Genomic DNA, 14585 nt, shown 5'->3' on the forward strand with positions numbered 1-14585 from the left:
GACTTCTGTTAGAAATCAAAGTCGCCAAATAGTTATAGACTATAATCTAGCTGTTTTTCATCACCAGTAGCCAATATGACCCTTGAATTAGATTTTCACTCCACTTTATACCTGATAGGTTTAATCGCAGTATTTGTGTTTGCGCTAACTGGCGCGCTGGCTGCTGCAAAGCGCGAGCTAGATATTCTGGCATTTGTATTTGTTGGCACCGTAACCGGCATTGGTGGTGGCACAATTCGAGATTTATTATTAAGAACCGAGCAAATATTTTGGATTGCCGACCCCAACTACCTAACTGTATGCATTGTCGCCTCAATAATGACTTACTTTTTTGCTCATTGGGTGATTAAAATTGACCGCATTTTATTGTGGATGGATGCTGCAGGTATTGCCTTGTTTGCCGTACTTGGCACTAGTAAGGCTTTGAGCTATGAAGTAACTCCATTAATTGCCATATTGATGGGAGTAATAACCTCCACCTTGGGCTCTGCAATACGCGATTTAATGTTACAAGTTAAATTGGTTATTTTTGAGCCTGAAATATATGTAACAGTATGTTTATTGGGTAGTTTAAGCTACGTAATACTCAATCACTTTGGCATCAACGATGTGTACAATATATTGCTATCTAGTAGCGCGGCATTGTTATTACGAATACTCGCCGTAGAATTAGATTTAAGATTTCCCAGCTTCACACTTAGTAAACTACAAAACCGGGAAATTCGTAAACAACAACATAAACCTTAAGCGTGTTCACCAATCGCGTTCACATGAAAAACATGTTCTACCTTGGCAATTGCGCCTAAAAGCTCTTTAGTGGCTGGCATAGCAATATCCATTAAAGTGTAAGCAATGTCATTGCGACTCTTGTTCAGCATATCAATCACGTTAATATCCATATCTGAGAGCAAGGCTAATACATTACTTAATACCTTGGGTACGTTGTCGTTAGCAAAGGCAATACGGTAGCCTTCCGTTCTACTCAACTTAATGTTAGGAAAATTAACCGAATTATGAATGTTTCCATTCTCCAAGAAATCAATTAACTGGCGTGCTGCCATTACTGCACAGTTTTGCTCTGCCTCATGAGTGCTTGCGCCTAGGTGTGGCAAACTAAGTACCTTAGGATGTTTTAGTAAAGCAAGGCTAGGGAAGTCGCTAACGTATTGAGATAACTGCTGTTTGGCTAAGGCGGTAAGCAAGGCGTCTTCGTCTACAATGCTGCCTCGCGCAAAGTTGAGCAACACAGCACCTTGTTTGATAGATGCTAAGTTATCGCTATTAATTAAGCCTTGGGTATGTTTGTTAGCAGGCACATGAATAGTGACATAATCACTAGCAGCTAAAAGATCTTTTAGCTCATCAGCACACTCAACCTCTGAAGATAGACGCCAAGCTGCTTGCACACTAAGCGCAGGGTCAAAGCCAACCACCTTCATGCCTAAACCAAGAGCAGCATGAGCCACCTCGGCACCAATAGCACCTAAGCCAACTACTCCTAGCGTTTTACCGGTAAGCTCCGAGCCAACAAACTCTTTTTTCTCGGCTTCAACTTTAAGCTGCAAAGCTTTTGCGTCCATATCTTCGCTCAAGCCCTCAATAAAGCTTAAACCAGCAGAGATGTTACGCGCACTTAGTAGCATTCCCCCCAAGACTAACTCTTTTACGGCATTGGCATTAGCGCCAGGCGTATTAAACACAACGATACCCTGCTCACTACAACGCTGGATGGGAATGTTATTTACTCCAGCACCACAACGCGCTAAGGCTTTAACTTCACTTGGAAAATTGTAGTCATGTAGATTAGCGCTGCGGAGCATAATGGCATCTGGAGCCTCTTGCCCTTCAGCCACTTGGTAGCGCTCATTAAAACAAGCCAAACCTTGTTGGTGAATATTATTAATGGTCCGAATATTCGGCATACAGTTTCTCCCTAAACAACAATTACGGTGTTTTCGTGACAAACTGCAGCACGAAAATAGAATATTAAAATCTGTACAAACTTATAAGCACACCTGCTTGTATGCCCAGGCTAACCATGGCATAAAGCGCTCTAGATCTTCTTTCTCAACGGTGGCACCACACCAAATGCGCAAGCCTGCAGGAGCATCTCGGTAGGCACCTATGTCAAAAGCAACCTGCTCTTGGTCTAACAGACCAATAATGGTTTTAACCTGATCAGCTGAAGCATCTAGAGTTAAACAAACACTGGTATTTGATAGGGTTTCAGGCTGCTTAGCCAAGAAACTGATCCACGCGTTGTCGGCAACAAATCGCTTTATAACTTCAAGGTTTTGCTCGGATTTACTGATACTTGCCGAGACTCCGCCCAACGATTGAACCCATTTGAGGGCGTCGACATAGTCCGCCACACATAACATCGACGGCGTGTTAATCGTTTCGCCTTTGAATATACCTTCAATGAGTTTCCCTCCTTGGGTTAATCGAAATACTTTAGGCATTGGCCAACTTGGTTGGTAGCTCTCTAATCGTTCTACTGCTCGTGGGCTAAGAATAATCACCCCATGAGCGCCCTCACCGCCCAACGCTTTTTGCCAGCTGTAAGTCACAACATCAAGCTTTTCCCAAGGCATAGGCATAGCAAATACTGCAGAAGTAGCATCACAAATCGTTAATCCGCTGCGTTGCGAGCTTATCCAATCACCATTTGGCACCGCCACACCAGAGGTGGTGCCGTTCCAGGTAAAAATGCAATCGTTATCAGGGTTAGCTAGGTTCATGTCTGGCAACTGGCCGTAATCACTGCTGTAGTGATTAACCTGCTCAAGCTTTAGCTGCTTGCTCACATCGGTGAACCACCCTTTACCAAAAGACTCCCAACTAAAAATATCTAATGGCTTAGGGCCTAAAAGCGACCACATCACCATTTCCATCGCTCCAGTATCAGAACCCGGAACAATGCCCACTCGGTAACCTTCTGGTAACTCCAATAATTGCTCGGTAAGTTGAATCGCTTCGCCTAGTTGAGCTTTACCAATTTTACTGCGATGAGAGCGGCCCAGCGCATCAATGTTCAGCTGGCTAAGTGCGTAGCCCGGTCGTTTTGCACAAGGCCCAGATGAAAAATTTGGGCAATTGGGTTTTAACTGCGGTTTCATTAACGATCCTTGTAAGTAGCTGCCTAACTAGGCAATGGAATAATAACTAAAAGCAGTATATGCGAGAGAGCTAGAGCATAAAATGACCTAACACCAACTTTAAACGCTGGCGAAAACTTCAATACAAACAAAGGTAAATGTTCTAATTATCAAGATAATTGCAGAGCATAAATAGTGGTGAGTAACGCTTAAAACTAAATAGCGATACTAATCCACCATATAACACTAAGGCCCAAATCCTTGACTTCATTTAAGACCTAAAGCTGGGTAGTATTTAACAAAGTCTCAATCTCAAAAAGCGAACATAGCTTGCCAGCCCTTACTTATTGCCCACAATGCTCCAGTACTACATTCAAGCAAATCGATGTTAAACAATGGGTTTGTGAACAATGCCAATTTAGCTACTTTCACAATATGGCCTCTACCGCTGGCGCCTTACTCATATATAAAGGAGAACTATTACTGGTAGAGCGCGCCATTGATCCGCAAAAAGGCTACTGGGACTTACCGGGTGGATTCATTGAATATGGCGAAAGCTTAGAGCAGGGCTTACAACGAGAGCTAAATGAAGAACTTGGGCTTGAACTAGCCACCGAAAAATTTAGCTACTTTGGCTCATTTGCTAATCAATATACCTACAACCAAGTGCTTTATCATACTTGCGACAGCTTTTTTGTTTACTTGCTAGACAGCAAAATATCACCACAAGCAAGAGATGATGTGGCAGGCTGGCAATGGCAGAATCTAAAAAACCTTCCTTTAGACAAAATAGCTTTTACATCGGTAAAGCAAGGACTTAAAGAACTTTCTCAACAAACCATCAATCCTATTTACAAATAAATCACATAAAGTTGATTTAGAACATACCCTTTTAACCATATTTTTACTATGGTTAATTTGCTCAAAAAGCGAACAACAAGAACTTCTAGCAGGAAGCAAAAAGAGGGTACAAATATGGATAACCATCCCCGTAGTTCTAGTGTTATTACTGCAATACTCACCTTGGCAGCAGCGCTGTGTTTAATACTGTCATTTTCAAGTAATGCGGAACCCAAAGCCTTAGTGCTAAAACCATTCAAGCAGCTCAGCCAAGAAAGCGCCGAGTGTGCCGGATGTCATAAAGACAAAAACCCATCAATTTATGCACAATGGGGCCGTTCAAAACACTACGGAGCCAACGTAGGGTGCTACGAATGTCACCAAGCAAACCCTGAAGACAAAGACGCCATCACTCACGAAGGCCACACTATCTCGGTGATTGTTTCACCTACCGATTGTGCTAATTGCCACACTCAAGAAGTTGACGAGTTCGCTAAAAGCCACCACGCAAAAGCTGGGCAGATCATTGGCTCACTAGATAACTTCCTCGCAGAGGTAGTGGAAGGAGCACTCACCTTTAATGGCCAGTCTCCCGCTGCGGTTAATGGCTGCTGGCAGTGTCACGGTTCTGAGGTGAAAGTGCTGGAAAACGGCGATTTAGACCCCACCACGTGGCCCAACACCGGCATTGGACGAATTAACCCAGATGGCTCGGTTGGCGCTTGTACTGCTTGTCACCAACGCCACGAATTTTCGATGGTGCAAGCGCGCAGACCAGAAGCCTGTGGTAAGTGTCACCTAGGGCCAGACCACCCTCAAAAAGAGGTTTACGAAGAGTCTAAGCATGGCATTAATTTCTACGCCAACGTTGATCGGATGAACCTCGACTCGGCCAAGTGGATTGTTGGTGAAGATTACGACGCCGCGCCAACGTGTGCTACTTGTCATATGTCAGCTACTCGCGAGCTGCCTGTTACCCATGATGTTGGCAACCGCATTTCATGGACATTGCGCCCAGCGATCTCGGAAAAAATTGATGCTAAAGCGAAGGCCCAAGGTAAAGAAGTTAAGTCTTGGGAAGCACGCCGCGACGACATGAAGAACGTCTGTGAGTCTTGCCATACTAAGTCGATGATCGACAATTTCTACCAACAATTTGATTCACTGGTTGTTTTATACAACGACAAATTCGCCCGTCCAGGTAAAGACTTAATGGATGTGTTGAAGAGTGAAAAAATGCTAACCGAAACTGGCTTTGATGAAGAGATAGAATGGACCTGGTTCTACTTATGGCACCACGAAGGACGCAGAGCTCGTCACGGCGCTGCCATGCAAGCACCAGACTACGTGCAATGGCACGGCATGTATGAAGTCGCAGAACGCTTCTACATAGAGTTAGTTCCACAATTCCTAGAAGTGGTAGAAAAAGCCGAACACAACGGCAATACCGAAGGTGCAGAAAAAGCCCGCGCTGTTCTTGCCGAAATACTCGATCGCCCAGAGCACGCTTGGTTTAGTGGCAACGAACCGGAAGAAGTGAAAAAAGCCAGAAAAGAAGCACAAGCGGCGTTTAAAGCCCGTTACTTAAGCGAAAGCAAATAGCCACCGATGGGAGCAGTAATGCTCCCCTCTTTTAAAAGAGGATGCTGATATGACAAATAACCAGCAGAAGACTCGGTGGCAAAAGCTATGGGCTTGGCTTAAAAAGCCACTCATTGTTGGGATACCCATTGGTGTATTTGTATTAGTGTTAGGTTTAGCAACTGTGCAAGGCAGCTTAGTACTGTCCAGTACTAATGAGTTTTGTTTTAGTTGCCACCTTAAAATGGACACTATTGTGCAAGAGTACAAGGCATCGAGTCACTACGGAGACGGCAGCAACATCGCCGCCACCTGTGCCGACTGCCACGTACCACACCCATACTTGGAAATGCTACAGGTAAAAATTGCCGCCACCGCCGATATTTATCACATGATGGTAGGCACCATAACCAAGGAGAATTTCGAAGAGCACCGGCCAGCCCTTGCTGAAACCGTTTGGCGTGATATGCAAGCCAATGACTCAGCCAACTGCCGACACTGCCACCAAGGTGACAACTTTGATTTAAGCAAACAACCACAGCGCGCGCGATTAAATCACCAGCAAATAGCCGCCCGCGGAGAAACCTGCGTAGACTGCCACCAAGGCTTAACCCACAAGCGGATAGTAATCGAATAAGACCTTTACTATTAAATATAAAGTCTTCAAAGTAACTGCTTTGAAGACTTTTGTTTTTCTACTCTTTACTCATCCGACCTCTCATGTTAAAAACTTGTAAAAAACCACAAAGTAAATTATGAATCACTACTTTCGCCTATTAAGCATGTTTATCCGCCATTGGTTTAGTGCCAAAACTCACCGAGATCCCACGGAAGATTTTGTTATTAAACTACGTGCCTTACCCTTAGATTGCGATGCCAACATGCACCTTACGAACTCTCGCTACTTTAGCTTTGGTGATCTAGGGCGTATCGATATGATGTTAAAAACCAAACTGGGCTCGGTGGCACTTAAAAAGCGCTGGTTAGGCGTAGTGAATGCTCAGTCGGTAACTTATATTCGCCCGATTAAACCTATGGCCAAGGTAGAGCTACACAGCAAGCTATTAGGCTGGGATGAAAAGTATTGGTATTTTGAACACCGCTTTATTGGCAATAATACGTTGTACGCCACCATCTTAGTGCGAGGAGTATTTTTAAAAGGTAAAAAGCCAGTGCCAATGAGCGAGCTACTGTCTCTGGTGGACCATGATCATCCTTCTCCAGAGTTACCAATGCGGGTAGCTCACTGGAAGCAACTACTGTCGACTAAAAAGCAAGAATCTCCGGTGCTAAGCTAAATGCCTTACTTTGCTGGAAATCTGTAAGCAATAAAATATCCGCCGATGGGTAATCAAAAAGTCGTTCTATCTGCCATAATTTAAGTAGAACGGCGACTTGGTATACCAATGAATAAACACCCAAAGCCTATTTGGCTTCAGGGCAAGCGCATGAATGTTTTTTGACCGATTGTCTGCGTCGAAACTTAGCTATCAGCCATTGCTGAGAACCCGGCGACCAACACCTTCTCGAGGTTTTCAGTTTTCATCCAGCAGCGCTTCTGCTTCGTCGGAATACTGGCCTTAGTCGGCTCAGAGCGCAGCATGTTCAATGACATATGGCGCAGACAAGCTAGGTTTTCCGCTGCGTTCTTTTTAAATATCTGACAGGCGTCTTCCTGCAAACTGACATCGAGCACCCAGTGCATCGCTTCAATGGCCCAATGCTCGCGAACAGCAGTGGCAATTTGCGTCGCTGTCATCTCTTTAGAACTGATGTAGTAACGGTACTCAAGGCTGGTCGGTTTGCCTTTTTCGGTGCGATAGCTCTCAACCATAGCAATGGTATTCAGGCTGCACCAGTTACTGAAATCGCCTTCCAGCGCATCTGCTCTGAGTACGTGGCTGATTCGGGATTCTATCCGTCCCCGACCTGTTTCAGTCTGAAGCTCTTGTGCGTCAGGTGATTGCCCGCGCTGCTTACTGAATGCTGCCTGTACCGCTTTTGCCAGGTTGCTCTGATTGCCCTTTACCGCCAGCAGGTAGTGACCACCTTGCTTAACAATGGCTTTAGCGATCTTGGTCTGGCATGCCATGGCATCAATGGTGACCAGTGCGCCACGCAGCTCAAGCATCTTTATCAGTTCCGGGATTGCGATGATTTCGTTGCTCTTGCTGTCGGTTTTTAGCTGTCCGAGAACCAACTTATTGGCTGACGCATAAGCGCTGACCATGTGGATGGCGCTACTGCGTTCGTCGCGATTGTAGGAGCCTCGGAGCGTTTTGCCATCGATAGCAACAACGTTGCCTTCAGTTAGTTCATGTACCGCTTTCATCCACACCAGAAAGCTCTCTCTGAACTGTTCAGGTTCAACGCTTGAGATGATCCGGGCAAAGGTGTCATCGACAGGAACACCGAGTTTAAAAAGCCCGTGGTCCCTAAACCAGTCGTGGTGGCCAAGCACGTATTCACGAATATCGTGCCAGCCTTTTGCGCCGGAAATCACCGCACACAAGGTACCAAACAACACATCGAACAGCGGGTGACGCACCTTGGCTCCTTGGCGAGGGTCTTCGACGGGCTTAAAGTGTTCCTGAAACGATTTGATGTGCATGGTGAGGGCTCCCAAAAAGAGAGCATATGATCACAGACGGCGATCGGCGTCAAATCAAAGGGCGAAAGCGTTCATGATCTCGCCCTGTATTTGGCTTCCTGCTTTATTAATTCTCTTTGTTAGCTACATGGGCTTCACCCAAGCCCAAACCATTACCTTGGCCACCAGCAAATCCATTCCGCCTTACATCATCAAAGAGCAGCAATCTGGCATTCAGCTAGATATTATTAAGCAGGCTTTTAGCAATGCAGGCTATCAAGTGAAGCAAGTTATTTTCACTTCTAATCTACGTGCAGAACGGATGCTAGAACAAAATGCCGTAGACGCCATTGTAAACGCCCCTAACAACGGCACACACGCTTATCTTTCGGAACCGGTTATCTTTTATCAAAACATCGCTATTAGCTTGTCTATTCGTCAGCTAAACATCGAGTCCATTGATGACTTAGCTAAGTTTCGTTTAATGGCTTTTCAAAATGCTAAGAAGTACCTTGGTGAACACTTTGCCAAAGCAACTGAGCAAGCTAAATTCTATACCGAAGTTGCTAACCAATCTGCCCAACTAGAGCGTTTATACCGCGGACAAGTGGATGTAATTGTTTTAGACAAGCGGATATTCCACTATTTAAATCAAAAACTTATTGCCAATAAACGCCCTACTGCGCCAGTGACCAAGCACCTCATATTTCCAGAATCACCGCGGCTATTGGGTTTTCATGACCCAGAGCTTCGCGACAAATTTAACGCCGGACTCAAGCAATTAAATGATAAACAGCTAGAGCACTCAGAATGAACCAGCTGGCTAAACCAGTGAAAACAGCTATTTTGTGTTACAAATTAGATCAAGCAGCTATTTTTAACAGTTTTCACAAGAGTAATTGAGCTCAACACAGATAACAAAAATTTAACAGCCCACTAATTGAGCAGCTTTAAAATCGTAGCAATGCCCAATTATCTTTGGGCCAGCTAGCTGTTCAAGATCACCTTTTAGAAAAATCATCTTTTTTTTACTTATCGAATAAAATATTTAATCCAAAACTGTCATAAATGACAGTTACATTCAGCATGAAAGCGTTATCATAGACTTTCTATTAGGCCCACGAGGAAATTTTCGATATGTCCGAAAACCGCTATTCCCATACTTCCAGTAATCGCTTAGTGAGACGTTCAGTTGCTTTGGTTCTTGCTGGAGGCAAAGGCACTCGTTTAAAAGAGTTAACCAACAAGGTTGCTAAGCCCGCAGTTTCTTTTGGTGGTAAATATAGAATTATCGATTTCACCCTATCAAATTGTATTAATTCTGGGGTGCGAAATATTGGGGTACTCACGCAATATATGGCGCATGATTTGATCATGCATCTACAATCGGGTTGGCAAATTCTTAACCCCGCCTTAAACGAACGAGTGTCAATTATTCCTGCGCAACAACGAACTGGCGAAAACTGGTACCGCGGCACGGCTGATGCCGTATACCAAAACCTCGATATTATTGATCATGAACACTATGACCGAGTACTGATTCTAGGTGGCGACCACATCTACAAAATGGACTATTCGCGCATGATCAACTTCCATGCAGAAAACGATGCCGATGTTACCGTAGCTTGTATTCGAAAACCCTTATCACAAGCCTCCTCTTTTGGCGTAATGGGCTTAGATGATCAAGGTAGAATAGTCGATTTTGAAGAAAAGCCTGCTCACCCTAAATCTGACCCAAGCAATCCTGAAAAAGCCCTCGTATCTATGGGCATATACATTTTTAATATGGATGTGTTAGACGATGAACTACGCAAAGGCTTGTTAAAACCAGGCTATTCACACGACTTCGGCCACAACGTAATTCCCAACATGCTTAAAGACCGCAAGGTTTATGGCTACGTGTTTGCCGATAAAGGCCATCCGGGGCGCACGGCTTACTGGCGCGATGTCGGTGATATTGACGAGTACTTTGCAGCAAACATGGACTTAGTTGACCCTAACCCTGAACTAGACTTATACGACCGTGATTGGCCGATCATTACCGATCAAAAACAACGCCCCGGTGCTAAGTTTGTATTCAATGAAGAGGATCGCAGAGGTTACGCCACCGATTCACTACTATCCGCTGGCACCATCGTATCGGGCGCTAAAGTGGATCGCTCTCTACTTTCGTTGGATGTGCGAGTCGAAGAGCACAGCGAGCTTGAGCAAGTGATTGCACTTAATGGCTGCAGCATTGGTAAGAACTGTAAGATCCGTAAGGCGATTATTGCCGAAGGCTGCGTTGTGCCAGACGGTACGATCATTGGCTATGATGATGCCGAAGACAAACGCCGCTTCACTGTATCAGCCGGCGGCGTTATTTTAGTCTCCTGTGAAATGCTAAGTTGATTCAAAAGGGGCTAGCTTGCTAGCCCTTTATTCTACCAACAAGGTATCGTCTGCCACCTTACAGTCCACTAACAACACCAAATCTTTAGTTAAGTAAGTACTAAAGGTTTTACACATTTCTTTACTGCTGGAGTCTCGATAGATTTTCGACAAAATTAACTGCTGAGGCTTTACCGAATCTAAAGCTATTAAGGCGTGGAAATAGGGTCGAAAACTCCAGTTAAACCCTACAAAGTTATCATCTTCCTCAATACCAAAGCTAGTGACTTCAAAGTTTGGTGAGACTTGGGTGCCATCGATACGGCATAAAAAATAACGTAATATTCCCATACTCGCGAGCTGCCGCTCTAAGCTTAAGGCATTGCCACCATTTTGTAATTGGTGTTTAAGCGCCAGTACCGTAGTCTTAACAGAAACATTGTGTTTTACCGTTGCTAAAGAGCGCTGACTCTTGCGTTTTAAATAACTCGCTAATAGGGTTTTAACTTTAGCTTGGCTAGACTGGGCAGATAGAAACGCCTTCTCCGCTTTATAAAACAACCAACCTTGCATATAACGCGCACCACACTCTACCCCAAAGTGAAACTCCTGCTCGGTTTCCACGCCTTCACAAATCAGTTCACAGCCCGCACGCTGTACCAGTTCAGAAATAGACAACACCACATCTGCGGGCAAGCCTCCTTTGGTGGCGTCTTTAAACAAACGCATATCTAACTTAATGATGTCTGGTTCGAGTGCGATAATTCGATCGATTTGTGAAGCCCCAGCGCCAAAGTCGTCAATCGCCACTTTTAAACCAGCTTGGTGGTACTCTTTCACCACTCGCTGCAAATTGTCGATATTGCCACTCGCTTCAGTAATTTCCATCACTACACGGCTTGGGTCTATACCAATTTTTTCAATCATCGAAATGGTTGGCGTAACAATATCTTCACTGAGCATATCCACCCAATCGGGCACGATATTTAAAGTAAGAAAGCCTTCTTGCTGTGATTGCGAAAACTGCTCTAAGGCTTGCTGCCTTACATAACGATCTACTTGGCGACGATTGCTAAGTGAATATTGATGATTAGCAAATAGCTCTCCGGCGCTGGTAGGCTCTCCTGCCGGATTATTTCGGCGCGCCAAAGCTTCGTACCCGGCAATTTCACCTGTGGGTAAGTACACTATGGGTTGGTAATGTGGGAAGTAGCTAAGCGGATTGAGTTGTGTCCGCTTAGCTGCTAATAGAGCATGATTCAAGCTCACCACTTTTGAAGGGTTTCTAGTCACAGCATTTGTTGTCCATATCAATACTACCAGCGCATAGCCTAAAATTAATCACTAGTTCAATGCACAAACCACGCCATAAAAACCTTAGCTACTCAATGGTTACAGTTTTAATCATCCGTTTTATCTCAGGAACACAAGATCCACAGTTGGTTCCTGCTTTACAATGCTTACCCACTTGCTCTGCACTTTCGCAAGCATGTTCGCTAATCACATCACTAATGGTCTGCTCGCGAACTTGGTGACAAGAACAAACTATTTTGCCTAAATCTGGCGCAGGGCTGGTACCTGCCAGCACGCCGCGGCGAATATTGTCAGACATAGGTTGCTGCAACAACGATTCCAACCAAGAGCTTGCATTAAGCTCCCCTTTAGCCGCCACGCTAAAGCTAGAGAAAAGCTCGCCCTCAATCACCAAAGCGCTGCGGAAGTTCTGTTTGATAGGGTCCGCAAAATCTAAGCTTTGCAGCTTGGTTTGCGACATTAAAAAGCCCTTTAGCTTGGCCGCTAATTCAGCAGGACTGCGGCCATCAGCCAAGCGATATAAAAAGCCATCGGCCAAACCTTGTTTCACCCAATAATCTGCAGGTAAGGCTTGGCATTGCTCTTTTGTTAAAGGCTTAGCTGTAAGCAAGACTGCCTCACTGGCATATTCCCAAACTGCCAATTTAACCGGCGTATACTTTGACTCAGGCTGACCAGAAAGAGGATCCACAGAGCTATCAACCACTTGGCTCACTAAACCATCACTTGAATATTGTTCGGTCCAATGAATAGGCATAAATACGTGCCCGGCTTTTTGCCCTTCACTGATTTGAATTCGCACTTTTAGCTGACCAACATTGCTAGATAAATTCACAATGCTGTGATCACACAAACCTTGGTTAGCTGCATCTTGTGGGTTCACTTCTAGCAAAGGCTCTGAGCTATGACTACTTAGCTGCGCAGCTAAACCTGTACGTGTCATGGTGTGCCACTGATCTCGCATCCGGCCAGTGTTCAATACAAGGGGGAAGGCTTCACTGGTCACTTGCTGAGTCGCTTGGTTAGTCACCGCAATAAGTTGTGCCTTACCAGAAGCGGTAGAGAAACGACCATCACTAAACAAACTACGATTATCGCTACCTTGTTTACTTACCGGCCACCGCTGTGGCTCAATGGCATCAAAGGCTTGTTGGTCTTTGCCCGACAACTCACTTATGTTAAATAAACGCTCCCCACTTTCTGCTAACAGGCCAGATAACGCAGCGTGCTCACTAAATATATCGGCCGAGCTGGTATAAGAAAATGCTTCAACAAACCCCATTTTTTGCGCTACTTGGCTTATTAAATACCAATCAGGCTTAGTATCACCTTGCGCCTCAACAAAAGCGCGCTGACGAGACAACATTCGCTCCGAGTTAGTCACTGTGCCATCACGCTCTCCCCAGCCTGCTGCCGGTAACAATACATCGGCATAACGGGTTGTATCGGTTTCGGCAATACAGTCTGACACCACCACCATTGGGCATGACAACAGCGCTTCGCGTATTTTTGCAGACTCAGGCAAACTTACCGCAGGGTTCGTGCCCATAATCCAAATAGCTTTAATTTCGCCTTTGGCGACTTTATCAAACAAGTCAACGGCTTTATGGCCAGGCTTTTGGCTTACGTTGGACGTGTTCCAAAAGCCCGCTAAGGCATCTAAATGCTCTGGTTTGTAGTCTAAATGGCCGGCTAATAAGTTAGATAAAGCACCTACTTCGCGCCCACCCATAGCATTAGGCTGACCGGTAATAGAAAATGCGCTAGCGCCAAGTTTACCTAACTTACCTGTAGCTAAGTGGCTGTTAATAATCGCATTAACCTTGTCTACGCCTTGGCTGCTTTGATTAACGCCTTGGCTAAACACGGTGACACAACGCTCGTTGTTAGCAAACAACTGGAAGAAACGAAGTAGCGCTTCAGGCTCTAAGCCACAGGTTTTGGCTAAGGCAGCTAAATCACCAGCATCTTCTACAGCGCTTGCCACCGCAGCTTCGAAGCCCTCGGTAAACTGGGCGATATAATCACTATCTAGTTTTCCATGCTCACTTAAATACGCTAATAAACCATTGAATAAGGCTACATCGCTACCGCCATTTAGTGGCAGGTGTAAATCTGCAATATCGCAGCTATCGGTTCTACGTGGGTCAATCACCACAACTTTTAAGTTTGGATTGGCTTGCTTAGCGCGCTTTAAACGTTGGTAAACAATGGGGTGACACCAGGCCAGGTTTGACCCAACCAAGGTCACCAGCTGAGCATGCTCTAAATCTTCATAGCTCCCCGGGACAATATCCTCACCAAAGGCGCGTTTATGGCCAGCAACCGCAGACGACATACATAAGCGAGAATTCGAATCGATGTTTGAGCAACCAATAAAGCCTTTAATCAGCTTGTTAGCAACGTAGTAGTCTTCAGTTAATAGCTGTCCCGAAACATAAAATGCTACCGATTCGGGGCCATGTTCAGCAATGGTTTGGCTGAAGCGAGAGGCTACATAACTTAATGCTTTATCTAAAGATTCTTGATGGCCTTTAATATATGCATGCTCTAAACGGCCTTGTTTAATCACCGTTTCACCCAGCGCTGAGCCTTTAGAACATAACAAGCCTCGGTTGGCCGGATGGCTCGCATCACCGCGTACTTCCACCGCCCCATTACTTGCTACTTTTGCTTCAACACCACAGCCCGTTCCACAATATGGGCAGGTGGTCTTAATCCATTGTTGTTGAGACACCACGTAAACTCCTCACCTTATTCTTTGCTGGGCTTTTACTGCCCGCTTTAATGCT

The 14585-nt window shown here is 45.1% G+C and carries 12 protein-coding genes; 7 read left to right on the top strand and 5 right to left on the bottom strand.

Annotated elements, in window-relative coordinates:
• Window positions 1-75 precede the first annotated feature (75 nt).
• Window positions 76-747 carry a trimeric intracellular cation channel family protein gene (locus K5L93_RS04480; RefSeq protein WP_220718643.1) on the top strand — a complete coding sequence of 224 codons (672 nt, stop codon included), beginning with the start codon at window positions 76-78 and terminating at the stop codon, window positions 745-747.
• Here K5L93_RS04480 and K5L93_RS04485 read toward each other — a convergent pair.
• Complete coding sequence (locus K5L93_RS04485; protein WP_220718644.1) at window positions 744-1922, bottom strand: 3-phosphoglycerate dehydrogenase family protein; 1179 nt, start codon at window positions 1920-1922, stop codon at window positions 744-746. The genes K5L93_RS04480 and K5L93_RS04485 overlap by 4 nt on opposite strands.
• Before the next feature lie 81 nt (window positions 1923-2003).
• Entirely contained in the window at window positions 2004-3119 is a 1116-nt protein-coding gene (locus K5L93_RS04490) for a phosphoserine transaminase (protein ID WP_220718645.1), read from the bottom strand.
• Window positions 3120-3428: 309 nt separating this feature from the next.
• On the opposite strand from K5L93_RS04490, the gene K5L93_RS04495 reads away from it, so the two are divergent.
• The 4 genes from K5L93_RS04495 (at window position 3429) to K5L93_RS04510 (ending at window position 6817) form a co-directional block, all read left to right on the top strand.
• A complete protein-coding gene (locus tag K5L93_RS04495; protein ID WP_220718646.1) occupies window positions 3429-3959 on the top strand; it encodes an NUDIX hydrolase in 531 nt (176 codons plus the stop codon).
• Window positions 3960-4073: 114 nt separating this feature from the next.
• Window positions 4074-5540 (top strand): multiheme c-type cytochrome, encoded by a 1467-nt coding sequence (locus K5L93_RS04500; protein WP_152781855.1) that lies wholly within the window; start codon window positions 4074-4076, stop codon window positions 5538-5540.
• Between the two features lie 49 nt (window positions 5541-5589).
• Window positions 5590-6156: a NapC/NirT family cytochrome c gene (locus K5L93_RS04505; RefSeq protein ID WP_220718647.1), complete on the top strand. Its 567-nt coding sequence runs from the start codon at window positions 5590-5592 to the stop codon at window positions 6154-6156.
• A gap of 118 nt (window positions 6157-6274) precedes the next feature.
• Window positions 6275-6817 (top strand): acyl-CoA thioesterase, encoded by a 543-nt coding sequence (locus K5L93_RS04510; RefSeq protein ID WP_220718648.1) that lies wholly within the window; start codon window positions 6275-6277, stop codon window positions 6815-6817.
• A gap of 185 nt (window positions 6818-7002) precedes the next feature.
• On the opposite strand, the gene K5L93_RS04515 is transcribed toward K5L93_RS04510, so the two are convergent.
• Window positions 7003-8130: an ISAs1 family transposase gene (locus tag K5L93_RS04515; protein WP_220718649.1), complete on the bottom strand. Its 1128-nt coding sequence runs from the start codon at window positions 8128-8130 to the stop codon at window positions 7003-7005.
• Window positions 8131-8203: 73 nt separating this feature from the next.
• Between K5L93_RS04515 and K5L93_RS04520 the strand changes: the two genes are divergently transcribed.
• Together K5L93_RS04520 and glgC are read left to right on the top strand one after the other, a co-directional pair.
• Entirely contained in the window at window positions 8204-8923 is a 720-nt protein-coding gene (locus tag K5L93_RS04520) for a substrate-binding periplasmic protein (protein ID WP_220718650.1), read from the top strand.
• Between the two features lie 323 nt (window positions 8924-9246).
• On the top strand, window positions 9247-10500 hold the full coding sequence (gene glgC, locus K5L93_RS04525; RefSeq protein WP_220718651.1) for a glucose-1-phosphate adenylyltransferase: 1254 nt from the start codon (window positions 9247-9249) through the stop codon (window positions 10498-10500).
• A gap of 27 nt (window positions 10501-10527) precedes the next feature.
• Here glgC and K5L93_RS04530 read toward each other — a convergent pair whose 3' ends face one another.
• Window positions 10528-11772, bottom strand: coding sequence for an EAL domain-containing protein (locus K5L93_RS04530; protein ID WP_220718652.1), 1245 nt, complete (start codon window positions 11770-11772; stop codon window positions 10528-10530).
• An 88-nt stretch (window positions 11773-11860) separates the two neighbouring features.
• Window positions 11861-14530 (bottom strand): nitrate reductase, encoded by a 2670-nt coding sequence (locus K5L93_RS04535; protein WP_220718653.1) that lies wholly within the window; start codon window positions 14528-14530, stop codon window positions 11861-11863.
• Between the last annotated feature and the right edge of the window lie 55 nt (window positions 14531-14585).

The organism is Agarivorans litoreus (assembly GCF_019649015.1).
Lineage (GTDB): Bacteria > Pseudomonadota > Gammaproteobacteria > Enterobacterales > Celerinatantimonadaceae > Agarivorans > Agarivorans litoreus.